At 71.6% G+C, this 11,314-nt stretch carries 10 protein-coding genes; 2 read left to right on the forward strand and 8 right to left on the reverse strand.

Annotation, left to right across the window (positions count from 1 at the left end):
• Window positions 1–2 precede the first annotated feature (2 nt).
• From EAD98_RS28285 to EAD98_RS28290, 3 genes are all read right to left on the reverse strand, one after another.
• On the reverse strand, window positions 3–1,556 hold the full coding sequence (locus tag EAD98_RS28285) for an ABC-F family ATP-binding cassette domain-containing protein (RefSeq protein WP_233584006.1): 1,554 nt from the start codon (window positions 1,554–1,556) through the stop codon (window positions 3–5).
• A 268-nt stretch (window positions 1,557–1,824) separates the two neighbouring features.
• Window positions 1,825–2,004 (reverse strand): hypothetical protein, encoded by a 180-nt coding sequence (locus EAD98_RS30780; protein ID WP_147457512.1) that lies wholly within the window; start codon window positions 2,002–2,004, stop codon window positions 1,825–1,827.
• A gap of 60 nt (window positions 2,005–2,064) precedes the next feature.
• Window positions 2,065–2,670, reverse strand: coding sequence for a TetR/AcrR family transcriptional regulator (locus EAD98_RS28290; protein ID WP_121657012.1), 606 nt, complete (start codon window positions 2,668–2,670; stop codon window positions 2,065–2,067).
• Between the two features lie 141 nt (window positions 2,671–2,811).
• On the opposite strand from EAD98_RS28290, the gene EAD98_RS28295 reads away from it, so the two are divergent.
• Complete coding sequence (locus EAD98_RS28295; RefSeq protein WP_121657013.1) at window positions 2,812–3,915, forward strand: aldo/keto reductase; 1,104 nt, start codon at window positions 2,812–2,814, stop codon at window positions 3,913–3,915.
• Between the two features lie 79 nt (window positions 3,916–3,994).
• Here the strand turns inward: EAD98_RS28295 and EAD98_RS28300 are convergent, their stop codons facing one another.
• The 4 genes from EAD98_RS28300 to EAD98_RS28315 all read right to left on the reverse strand — a co-directional run bounded on the left by EAD98_RS28300 (window position 3,995) and on the right by EAD98_RS28315 (window position 9,145).
• Entirely contained in the window at window positions 3,995–5,011 is a 1,017-nt protein-coding gene (locus EAD98_RS28300; RefSeq protein WP_121657014.1) for a carboxylesterase, read from the reverse strand.
• A gap of 56 nt (window positions 5,012–5,067) precedes the next feature.
• Window positions 5,068–6,015 carry an acetyltransferase gene (locus tag EAD98_RS28305; RefSeq protein WP_233584007.1) on the reverse strand — a complete coding sequence of 316 codons (948 nt, stop codon included), beginning with the start codon at window positions 6,013–6,015 and terminating at the stop codon, window positions 5,068–5,070.
• Window positions 6,016–6,223: 208 nt separating this feature from the next.
• Complete coding sequence (locus EAD98_RS28310; RefSeq protein ID WP_158609849.1) at window positions 6,224–7,420, reverse strand: low temperature requirement protein A; 1,197 nt, start codon at window positions 7,418–7,420, stop codon at window positions 6,224–6,226.
• A 189-nt stretch (window positions 7,421–7,609) separates the two neighbouring features.
• Complete coding sequence (locus tag EAD98_RS28315) at window positions 7,610–9,145, reverse strand: NAD(P)/FAD-dependent oxidoreductase (RefSeq protein ID WP_121657016.1); 1,536 nt, start codon at window positions 9,143–9,145, stop codon at window positions 7,610–7,612.
• 235 nt (window positions 9,146–9,380) lie between these two features.
• On the opposite strand from EAD98_RS28315, the gene EAD98_RS28320 reads away from it, so the two are divergent.
• Window positions 9,381–10,343 (forward strand): AraC family transcriptional regulator, encoded by a 963-nt coding sequence (locus EAD98_RS28320; RefSeq protein WP_121657017.1) that lies wholly within the window; start codon window positions 9,381–9,383, stop codon window positions 10,341–10,343.
• A gap of 20 nt (window positions 10,344–10,363) precedes the next feature.
• Here EAD98_RS28320 and EAD98_RS28325 read toward each other — a convergent pair whose 3' ends face one another.
• The gene (locus EAD98_RS28325; RefSeq protein ID WP_121657018.1) at window positions 10,364–11,305 is read right to left on the reverse strand and encodes a sensor histidine kinase; all 942 of its coding nucleotides are present in this window, start codon (window positions 11,303–11,305) and stop codon (window positions 10,364–10,366) included.
• Between the last annotated feature and the right edge of the window lie 9 nt (window positions 11,306–11,314).

The following is an 11,314-nucleotide window of genomic DNA, read 5'->3' on the forward strand; positions in this document are numbered from 1 at the left end:
GGCTACGTGAGGGTGATTTCGCGGTTGGGCCAGCTTGAGCGGAGGCGGCGGTCGTGGCTGGCGACGATGACGGCGCCTGGACCGGTGTCCAGGGCGTCCTCCAGTTCGTCGCAGAGTCGCGGGGAAAGATGGTTGGTCGGCTCGTCCAGCAGGAGCAGGTCCGGCGGATCGGCGACGAGCACCGCGAGGGCCAGCCGGCGGCGCTGGCCCACCGACAACTCGCCAACCGGTCGGTCGAGATCCGCGGGCGCGAGCAGCCCGAGCGACGACAGCGGCACCGTCTCGGCCCGCTCCGCACCGACGGCCGTCGCGAAGGTCTCCCGGGCGGTCCGATGTGGATCAGCGAGAACGGTGTCCTGGGTCAGCAGTCCGACGCGCAGGTCCGACCGCCGCCAGACCGCTCCGGTGCCGTTGACATGCCCGGCGAGGACGGCGAGCAGAGTGGACTTGCCCGCACCGTTCGGCCCGCTCACCAACAGCCGGTCGCTGGCCGTGACCTCGAGCTCCTCCACCCGCAGCCGGCCCGGGACCTCCACGTGGCGCATCGTGACGATGGCGTCGTCGCCGGCTCCGGTGGCGAGAACGGGTGCGTGGAAGCGCAACGGCTCCGGCGGCGCGGCGACCTGAAGGCGCTCCAGCGCCTCCAACCGGCGCGCGGCGTCGCGTATCCGGCGGGAGATCTGGTTCTGCACCCGGCCGGCGGTGTGCCCGTACCCCATCTTCTCGCTGTCGCGGGGGCCGCGGCCATGGGCGACCTGATGCCCGGTCACGGCGGCGGCCCGGCGCAGCTCGGCGAGCTGCACCTGCTCGTCGTCGTAGCGCCGACGCCAACGATCGGCCTCGGCGCGCTTCGCCTCCAGGTACGCGGTGTAGCCGCCGCCGTAGCGCACCGGCCCCTGCACTGCCGGGTCCAGGTCGACGACGTCGGTGCACACCGCGTCCAGGAACGCGCGGTCGTGACTGGCCACCACGACCACTCCGGGCATCGCCCGGAGCTGCTCCTCGACGAACGCCGCCGCCGCGTCGTCGAGGTGGTTGGTGGGTTCGTCGAGCAGCAGCGCGGCCGGTCGACGGATCAGCATCGCGGCCAGCGCGAGGCGTCCACGTTGCCCGCCGGACAGTTCGGCAAGCCTCCGCTCGTGCGGCGTCCCGGCGAGGCCGAGGCCGGCGAGCACCGTCAGCGCGCGCCGGTCGGCGTCCCAGGCGTCGCGGTCCTGCGCCCGCTCCAGGGTCTCGCCGTACGCGGCCAGCAGCTGGGCGTGCCGCTCCGTGTCCTCGGGAGAGTCGGCCAGCGCGTTGCCGAGCCGGTCCAGCTCGGCGAGGTCCGCTCTGGCCGCACGCAGCGCGTCGTCGAGGACCGCGGCGACGGTCGCGGACGGGGCGTGCGGCATCTCCTGGTGCAGGAAGCCGAGATCCGGTGGGCGGACGACGGTGCCGGAGTCGGGTTGGTCGACGCCGGCGAGAACCCGCAACAGGGTCGTCTTGCCGGTGCCGTTCTCGCCGATCAGGCCGATCCGGTGGCCGGGCGCGGCGGTCAGGGAGACACCGTCGAGCACTCGACGGTCGCCTCGGATACGTAGCAGGTCATGGGCGATCAGCGCGGGTCGAACAGACAAGGGGACCTCGGAAAACGGAGACCCGGGCGCACACGGGCGGCCCGGCGGGAGCAGGGCATGACGACAGGGGCCGCGGCGACGGCGCGGTCACGCGCCCGTCTGCGGCCAGTCCGGGTTCTCACCCGGAGATGTCGTCGTCACCTGCCACGCCTGCTCCGATCTCCGGCAACTCGCGTCAAAGACTAACTCACCGTCGGCGGCCCCGGCGTCATCCGCCGCCCAGGCTCGACGAGCTGTTGTCCGACGAGTTTCCCGGCCGCGACGTGTATCGACCGGCCAGCCGCCCGGCCCGCGCACGACGCCCGAGCACGACGATGATGGACAGCAGCAGCACCGCGAAGAGCAGGATCGACCCGCCCAGCAACGCCGCGATCACCCCAACCGACATGCTCGACCGCCCCTTTCCAACCCGCGACCGGTACGGCCGGATCGGCCGATCTTGACACGATCAGGCCGTTCGGGCACCCACCCGGAGCGAGTCGATGGTCAGGTCCAGGGCGGCCTCGAGATGATCGATCTGTCCGGTGGAGAGCAACAGCAGCACGCCACCCTGGATGCCGGCCAGCAGCGCTGCGGCGGCGCGGTCGGCGTCCACCTCGGGTGCGATGTCCCCGGTCGACTGCATGTGCCGGATGCCCTCGGCGATCGCGTTCTGCCAGCGCCGCATGAGCCCGGTCACCACCGCCTGCGCACCAGGACCACGCCGGCTCGCCTGGCCGAGCAGGCTGTTGAGCGGGCACGTCACGCCCTGGGCGAGGTAGCGCTCGATCAGCCGGTCGCGCCACGCCAGCCAGGCCGGCCAGGACGTCAGGTTGCTGAGCATCGGCTCCTGGTCGCTGAGCACCTGGTCGGCCTCGTGCTGGGCCACGGCGAGCAGCAACTCCTCCTTGCCCCCCGGGAAGTAGTGGAACAGCTGGCCCTTGCTGGTGCCGGTGCGCGCCATCACGTCCTCGAGGCGTGTCTCGTCGACGCCGCGCTCACGGATCTCGGCGGCGGCGCCGGCGACGATCCGGGCTCGGGTCGCCTCTCCCTTGCGGGTCAGCGCGCGTGTCATGAGGCCTCCGTCACCGTTCCTCGTACGGACCTGGAAGTCCGACCCTAGCTCGGCTTTTGGACTTGCAGGTCCATTTTTGGCGAGCAAAGGTCTGGACACGCGGTCCGCTCCGGGCCGGCGAGCGATCGGGAGGGCGCAACGATGAACCAGTACTACCTGCTCGGGCGGTCCGGTCTGCGGGTGAGCCGACTGGCGCTGGGCACGATGAACTTCGGCGTCGACGGGTTTCACGCCGCGTACGGCAGGACCGAGGAGGAGGCGGAGCCGATCTTCCGCCGCTACCTGGAGGCGGGCGGAAACCTCATCGACACGGCGGACTTCTACACCGCCGGTGAGAGCGAACGCATCCTCGGCCGACTGATCGACCGGGCCGGTGCCCGGGATCGGCTCGTGCTGACCAGCAAGGCCACCAACACCACCGACCCGACCGACCCGAACGCCAGCGGCAACGGGCGCAAGCACATCGTGCGGGCGGTGGAGGCGTCGCTGCGCCGGCTCGGCACCGACTACCTCGACCTGCACCTGCTGCACACCTGGGACCGGATCACCCCGGTCGAGGAGGTCGTGCACACCCTCGACGACCTGGTACGCGCCGGCAAGATCCGGTACGCCGGCCTCTCCGACGTACCAGCCTGGTACGCGGCACGGGCGCAGAGCTACGCCGAGGCACACGGGCTGGCCCCGATGATCACCGTGCAGCTGCCGTACTCCCTGGTGACGCGCGACATCGAGGCGGAGTACGTGTCGATGGCCCAGACCCTCGGCATGGGCCTCACCGCGTGGAGCCCGATCGGCGGCGGCCTGCTCAGCGGCAAGTACCGGCGGACCGACGAGGGCATGAGCGGGACCGGGCGGTTGACCAGTCCCGACGCCCCGGGTCGGGAGATCAACCCCAGGGACTGGCGGGTGATCGAGGTGCTGGAGGGCGTGGCCGCGGACCTGGGCCGCAGCATGGCCCAGGTCGCGATCAACTGGGTGGCCACCCAGCCGGCGGTCGCGTCGGTGGTCATCGGGGCGAGCAACCCCGAGCAGTTGGACAGCAACCTCGGCGCGCTCGACTTCGAGATCCCGGCGGACGCCCGTCGCCGGCTCGACGAGGCCAGCGCACCACAGCTCGGGATGCCGTACGGGATGTTCACCCCGCAGTACCAGTCCTGGGTGGTGAGCCCCGGCCTCGGCATCGGCGACAAGCCGGCCGGATACGCCCCGCCGGTGTTCAACGGCGCCACCCGGCCCACCGGCTGAGGGAGCACGACGCGGCAGGGCCTTCGGACAGCAGGGTGGTGGCGGGGACGCACGCCCCCGCCACCCCGTGCTCCGACGGCTAGCCGCCTCCGCTGGTCGTGCCGGCGAGCCCGGACGTCGGCTCGGGCTCTCCCTCGTACAGCGCGACGTACCGCCGGCGCAGGTCGGATCCGTCCGGGCCGAGCGCGGCGAGGTCGAGCACGTCGTGGCGGAGACCCAACGACTCCGGCAGCTCGTGGACGCGGAGCGTGATCCCGTTCGCCTCGGCGATCCTCGCCGGCACCGCCACCGCCGCCCGACGGTCCACCACGCCGTCGAGCGGGCTGATCGCGACCGCCGCCGTCACCAGACCGCTCCGGCGCGGTGGACCCGGGAGGCCGCGCGCGATCGCCAGGTACTGCGTGACCGCGGACAGCGAGTAACCGCGCGACGTGACGCGGTCGGGCAGGATGCGGCGGCCGTACAGCACGATGAGCGGCTTGACGGCGAACGCCGGCGCCTGCCGCGGGTCCGGGCCGAAGAACGGCGACAGCAGCAGGAGGTGCCGCACGACGTCGCCACGGACCTGGGCCAGCCAGGCGGCCAGGACCGCCCCGCCGGAGATCCCCACGACGCCGACCTCGTCCCCGAGACCCGCCGCGACGGTCAACGCCCGGGCGGCGTACGCGGTCAGCTCATCGGCCTCGACCTGGTGATGAGCCCGCCGGTCGACGGTGCCGTGCCGGGGGGCGCGCGGAACCCAGACGTTGTAACCGCGGGCGAAGAACTCCTCGGCCAGCTCGTCGTACTGCTCCGGCGCGTGGGTGTATCCGTGCAGCAGCAGCACGACCCGGTCGGTACGCGAGCCGTGGCTCAGCAACCGGCTGCGCGACTCCGGCCGGAGGAGCGGATCCGCGGCCTCGGCCGCCATGATGGTCTCCGCGACGCGGGTGGCGGCGGCGAAGTCGAGCGGGTGCCCGGCTGCCCGATGAGGATGACGGCGGCGTAGCGGCCAGAGGTAGAGCCCGACGACCGCCGACACGAGCAGCGTCAGCCCGGCTCCGACGAGGGCCAGGCAGTAGTCGAGGAAGCTCTGCTGGTCACCGATCAGGTCCATCGACGTCGGCCCTGGTGGTGGGTGCTGGCAACGATCTTCGGCACCGCCAGATCCTCTCACCGGCGATTCGATCGATGCGGCGCCGGGGACGCCGTACGCCCTGGTGGCGCCGCTTGGGCGGCTGCCGGCGCGAAGACGACCCGCGAGCGGAGCTGCCGGAAGCCGGTCCGTTCCAACTCCGCCAGCACCGCCACCCGGTGGGCGTCCACGTCCGCGATCACCTCCCGGGCCCCGCCGGCTGCCAGCGCCCGGACGGCCTCGACCAGCAGCTCACTCCGGACGGCCTCGTCGAGCAGACCGAGGTACGCGATGAGCGGGTAGCAGGCGTCCCCCGCTGGTCCGACCAGACCGACCGGTTCCCCGTCGGCCAGCGCGATCCGCCAGTCTCCCGCCGGACCCCGCAGCCAGGCCAGCGGGTCGGTGGCCAGGTCGACGCCGCCGACCGCCCGCGCTATCTCCACGCCGGTCAGCACGTCCGGCTCGACGATCCGGGCGACCAGTGCGTTGATCTCCGCCGGGTCGGCCGCCGGGCGGAAGGCGTACCGTCCGGACGTGGCCGGCAGGGGCGTGCCCGTCCAGGAGCACCTCACCCGCTCCCCGCGCTCGACCAGGCCGGCGAGCCGGGCCGCCGCCATCGGCGCCTCCACCACGGCCAGCACCTCCGGCCGACGCCGCCAGTGGGCCGGCATGGCGGCGAAGTACAGCCCGGGACCGCCCAGTGCCTCGTGGGCGGCGCGCAGCATCGCGGCGCCCACCTCCGGCTCGGCGTCCAGGTCGAACCGCTCCAACCAGGGTGCGCCGACGGCACCCGGCGGAAGGAGCCAGGCCGCCCTGCCGACCACCCGGCCGGCTCGCAGGGCGATCCAGGTGTTCTCAGGTCGGTAGCCGCCGCCGGCGATCCCGTCGGCGTAGCCGACCTGGCGCAGTTGGGGCAGCGGGTCGGGCATGGAGTCGAACAGGTGTTCCTCGCCCGCGACGAGCGGACGGATGACCAGGTCGGTCATAGGGTGATCCTCCGGGAGAGCGAGCGCCCCGGGTCAGATCCGCGTGGACGCCGGAGCGCGGAGGGGGCGCAGAACATCGGACATTGTTCTGACCTCCTCCCGGCTCGACGGCGTGCCCGAAAACCTAGCTGAGGTGCTCGCCGCCCCGCAAGGCCGCATTCGGGTCGCCGTGTCAGCCGGAGTCGGGCACTGCCAGCCCGAGCGCCGGCTACAGCTGCGGATTCGTGTCCGATTCACGCCGATGGGCGTGCCCGTCGAGAATGGCGATCACGGCCAGGATCGAACTGGCGGTGACGACCGCCGCGATCGGGGGAAGGACCACCATGGGCGGCGCTGTCACGGTCAGCGCCAGCGCGCCGAGCAGCAGTATCCGGCAGCGCGACCCGGTGGAGGTCAACTGCTCCAGATAGGTCCGCCCGATCAGGAACAGCACCGGGCCGCCGAAGACGACGACCACCAGGGCCCAGTCGATCGGCGGGTCCGGATTTTCCATGATCTGTCCGAAGCCGACCGCGAGGCAGATGATGCCGCCGACGATGAGCAGCAGGCTGAAGCTCGCCCACCGGGACAGTTGCATCCCCTCGCCGGCCGAGCTGGCGGTCGTGTCCCGATCCGGGCCCGCGTGGTAGAAGTAGATCCGCCAGAACGCCACCACCGCCACGAACGAGGCGACAAGGGTGACGGTCCGCAGGGTCGAGAAGCCCGGGAAACTGATGGTGAGGCCGGCTTCGAGCACCACCTCGGCGAGCGCGATCATGAAGAACTGGTTGTACCGCTCGGCGAGGTGCATGGAGGAGACCTCGGACAGGGCGTCGCGGCGTGCCCTGGCGAACCCGAGGGCGGGCCAGTTGGCGGCCGCCCCGATGACCTCGATGACGAGGGCGATGGTCCAGAAGACGCCGCGGCCCAGCCCTCCGCTGATGCCGCCGCCGATCCACAGCACGCCGGACACCGCGTGCCAGCTCAGCACCCGGACCGAGACCTCCCGCATCGGGTGACCGCGTAGGGCCCACGTCAGGTACAGCGGGCGGCCGACCTGGATCAGGACGTACGCGCAGGCGAAGATCACACCGCGCTGACCGAACGCCTGCGGCAGCGTGACCGCCAGGACCAGCGTGCCGAACATCGTCGCCAGCAGCACGATCTGAATGTCGGTGCGACGCGGGTCGTAGGTGCTCGCCATCAGGGAGTTGAGCGACCAGATCATCCACATCGCCGCGAAGAACAGCAGGGTCTGACCCGCCTCCGACAGCAGCGAGTGCCGGACGATGGTCAGGTCGTCGGCGACCCGTCCGGCGAGGCGGGCGAGCGCGAAGACATAGACGATGTCGAAGAGCAGCTCCAGGACTGTCGCCCGGGGCGGGCTCCTGCTGTCGCCGAGCCCTCGAACCGCTGCGCCCGTCACCACGGAGGGTTCAGCTACCGGCCGAGGCCGCCGGCACGGGCACCGGGGCGTCCGGTCGCCAAGCCGGGCAGCGATGCTGGGTGATCCGCTCCATCGTCCCCGCGCCTCCTCGCCGGCAGTCCAACTCATCCATGATGAGGTATTTTATCCCTTTGGCCGGTTCCGCACGTCCGAATCCGGGCGGCCGGATCACCGCGCCACGGGACGGGCCCCGGCCGGTTCGACGCGCTCCGTCGCGCCGCCACCGGCGGTACGCCGGATCATGCGGGGCGTCACCCTGCGGTAGGAGCGCGGGTCGACGGGCAGCAACCACTGCCGGGCCCGTGTCAGCCGACCGAGGTTGAGCCCGAGCTCATCGAGCACCTCGTCGATGTTGTGCATCGAGAACGGGATGACGTTCGTGCCCCGGGCATGCCGTCCGTTGGTCCGCGCCGCCATCCATGCCACCCGCTCGCGAACCTCCTCGCGCATCCGATCCCGGGGCGGCAGGGTGACCCCGCCGCGCAGGTGGGCGGCGGTCCAGACCGCCGCCATCTCCGCGCTCAGCGGGCTGAAGAACGACGAGTTGTAGCCGGCGAAGGTCAGGTGCGGAACGTCGATCGGCAGGATCTGGCGGTAGAGCATGAAGTTGCCGGCGGCGTCCTGGAGCCGGGCGTGCAGCGCGTCATCGAAGAACGGAACGTGCTGCCGGAAGCCGGTGCCACAGATCACCAGGTCCGCGGCGAGCACCGTACCGTCGCCGAGGCGGGCGGCCGGTCGACCGCCGTCGACCACAAGCTCCCTGATCGTCTGGTCCCGGTGAACGGTGATGCGGCCGTCGGCGACACGCTCGAAGAAGCCCTCGGTCGCGAGGCTGACGGTGCTGCGGGCGATGTCCTGGAAGGTGCCGTTCGGCACGAGGCCCAACTCGCGCAGCTTGAGCTGCCTGGTCGCGACCGACCCGACGCTGTCGAGCAGCGTACGGCGCAGACCGTCTCCCGGACCGTGCAGGAACCGCTCGACGCCCTTGAGGCTGAGGTAGCGGAACAGCGCCTCACCCATCCGGGTGAGCAGGAGGTACTTGTAGTTGAGCGCGCCGCCGAGCTTCCGGGGCATCTTCCAGAGCAGCTCGCGGGCCACCAGGTGGGTCTGTGCGGCGACGTCGCTCAGCGGGACCGTCACGTCACAGGAGGACTTGCCGTAGCCGACGACCAGTACGTTCTTTCCCCGGGCCTCCGCGAGGTCACGGAAGTCGCCCGCCGCCAGGACGCGTCCCCCGGCGGCGGTGAAGTCCTCGCGGCCGTCGAAGGACGGGACCAGCGGATCGGAGAAGATGCCGTTGGCGACGATGAGGTGGTCGTACCGCTCCACGGTCACCGGGTCCGCCCCCGCCGGGCGGGACGTGAGCAGCCACCCGGTCTCGTCGTCCAGAAGCGCCGCGGAGACGACCTCGGTGGAGAGACGCAGGACGGCGCCGAGCCCGAACATCTCCACATAGCTCTCCAGGTACTGCTGGACCTGCTCCCCCGTCGGCCACTGCGGGTAGTGCGCGGGCATCGGAAGGTCGGAGAGGTGGTAGGTGCCCTTGTCGTTCTGGGTGCGGAGGCCGGGGTACCGACGGGTACGGCTCCAGACCCCGCCGACGTCGGGGGCCTTGTCGAACACGGTGACGTCGAAGCCACTCTGCCGCAGCACCTTCGCTGCGCTCAGGCCGGCGAATCCAGCGCCGACGACGGCAATCCTCATGGCAGCCTCCGGTGAGTGTGTGACTCGCTGGCAAGGTACGACGGCAGCAGGGGCGCCGACGGTGTCAGCACGCTAACGGGGGCGGCGGACGGTCCGCTATCCGCTGCGCGCGGGCTGTGTCCGCTGTGCGCAGTCGGCAGCCGAGCTGTTCCTTGTCGGGTCGGCGGCTTTCCTGTACGGCCCGGCCGGGTCGCGTCCTAGGGTCAGCGCAGCAGGGCGCCGCGGGAGGTGTCGGATGGATGCTGTGACGGTCCGGACGGACGACGTCGAGCACGCGCGTGCCGAGGTGGGTCGCGTCTTCTGCCCGCACCGGCTCACACCACAGGCGGGAGTCCGCGACGTTCGGCTGCGGATGGCGGCACGCCGCCTGGACGGCGTGGGCGTCATCGACCTCGACTACGGCCAGGCGGTGCGGATCCAACCCGGCCCGCTGGAGACCTTCTACCTCGTGCAGATTCCACTCGACGGCAGCACGATGGTCCGGCACGCCGGCGACAGCGTGACCTCGACGCCCGACGTCGCCTCCGTCCTCTCCCCCTACGAGGCGTCGGACATGCACTGGTCCGCCGGTTCGCCGCACCGGATCTTCTACGCCGACCGGCGCACCGTCGACCGGGAGCTCGGCCGTCTGCTGGGTCGTCCGGTGGACGGCCCGGTCCGGTTCGACATCGGCATGACCATGACCACGGCCGCCGCGAAGGCGTGGACGCGCGGTGTGGACTTCCTCGCCGACGAACTCTCGCAGCCGATGGACGCTTCCCTGCTCGACCATCCTCAGGTCGCCGCCCGGTTCGAGCAGGGACTCATCGGCAAGTTGTTGCTGGCCCACCGGCACACCTACACCGACCAGCTCGCCGAGCCGGCGCGTTACGCGTCCCCCGGACGTCTCGTGCGCCGGGCCTGTGCCCTGATCGCGGATCACCACGACGAGGCACTGACCGTCGGGGATGTGGCGGAGGCGCTCCGGGTCAGCGTACGAACGCTGCAGGACTGCTTCCGCCGCGAGTTGCGGACCACGCCGACGGCGTACCTGCGGGGATGCCGCCTCGAGGCGGTCCGCCGTGCGCTGCGCGCGGCCGGTCCCGGTACGTCCGTGACGGGCATCGCCGTCCAACACGGGTTCGTCCATCTTGGCCGCTTCGCCAACGACTACCGGGTGCGCTTCGGCGAGTCGCCGTCCACGACCCTGCGAGGCTGACGGTCTCCGCCCCTCGTACGTCAGCGGTGCATGTGCAGGCGGATCGTGGTGGCGCCGGGCACGGTGTGGATGCGCACGAGATCGCAGAGTTGGTTGACCAGGAGGAGGCCTCGGCTGCCGGGCTGCTGCGGCGGCACGGGAAGCCGGCCGGCGAGCGGATTGGCGATGTGCCCGGTGTCGGTGAGTTGGCAGATCAGCCGGGTGTCGTCGGTCCAGATCGCGAGGGTGCCGCCGGCGGCGGTGTGCTTGATCGTGTTCGCGGCCAGTTCGCTGACCGCCAGGGTGAGGTCGGAGACCCGGTCGGGGGACAGGCCGGCCGCGGTGGCCTCGGCGGCCACCACCCGGCGGATGACCGAGAGGGCTTGCAGGTCGATGGTGACGGTGATCGCCTGGGCGGGCGGGTCCTCCAGCGGCAGATTGAACCCCGCGGCCACCGCGATCGGGTCCGCGTAGTGCGGGCTCACCCGCACCGCGCTACCCATCTGCACGACGGGATGGGTGCGGCGGGCATCGTCGAGCCAGCGTCGGTCCAGGTGACCGGTGTGGTAGGGGCAGAGGATGGTGGCCTGCCGGCCGGCGAACGCGGCGTTGATCAGTGCCTCGTGCTGGGCACAGGCGGGGTATTCGGTCGCGGTACGCCCGGCCCAGATCGGTTCACCGATGATGCGCACCCGCTTGCCGGCGTGCGCGGCGGCGAAGGCGAGCAGGACGCCCGGAATGATCCGCCCGGGGTTGCGCCCGGCCACGCTCATGTCGTGCAGCTGCACCCGGCCCGCGTCGGCGCCGAGCGCGGCCCGGATGTGCTCGAGGCTGTCCCCCGGGACGGCGACCATGACCGGCTCGTCGGCGGCGAGACCGGCCCGGATGAACGGCAGCGTGCCGGCCAGGTATTCCTCCTGGTCCGCGTAGAAGAGAGCGGGATGCACGAAGCTGTCGATCCTGGTGGCAACGGAGATACTCAAGCGGTGGCC

This window comes from Micromonospora sp. CV4, from assembly GCF_003667455.1.
Taxonomy (GTDB): Bacteria; Actinomycetota; Actinomycetes; order Mycobacteriales; family Micromonosporaceae; genus Micromonospora.

What these genes read in the sequence shown, in the direction of transcription:
- EAD98_RS28315 (WP_121657016.1), bottom strand. Translation starts at nt 9,145, where the DNA reads ATGAGGATTGCCGTCGTCGGCGCTGGATTCGCCGGCCTGAGCGCAGCG.
- EAD98_RS28305 (WP_233584007.1), bottom strand. Translation starts at nt 6,015, where the DNA reads ATGACCGACCTGGTCATCCGTCCGCTCGTCGCGGGCGAGGAACACCTG.
- EAD98_RS28290 (WP_121657012.1), bottom strand. Translation starts at nt 2,670, where the DNA reads ATGACACGCGCGCTGACCCGCAAGGGAGAGGCGACCCGAGCCCGGATC.
- EAD98_RS28295 (WP_121657013.1), top strand. Translation starts at nt 2,812, where the DNA reads ATGAACCAGTACTACCTGCTCGGGCGGTCCGGTCTGCGGGTGAGCCGA.
- EAD98_RS28300 (WP_121657014.1), bottom strand. Translation starts at nt 5,011, where the DNA reads ATGGACCTGATCGGTGACCAGCAGAGCTTCCTCGACTACTGCCTGGCC.
- EAD98_RS28320 (WP_121657017.1), top strand. Translation starts at nt 9,381, where the DNA reads ATGGATGCTGTGACGGTCCGGACGGACGACGTCGAGCACGCGCGTGCC.
- EAD98_RS30780 (WP_147457512.1), bottom strand. Translation starts at nt 2,004, where the DNA reads ATGTCGGTTGGGGTGATCGCGGCGTTGCTGGGCGGGTCGATCCTGCTC.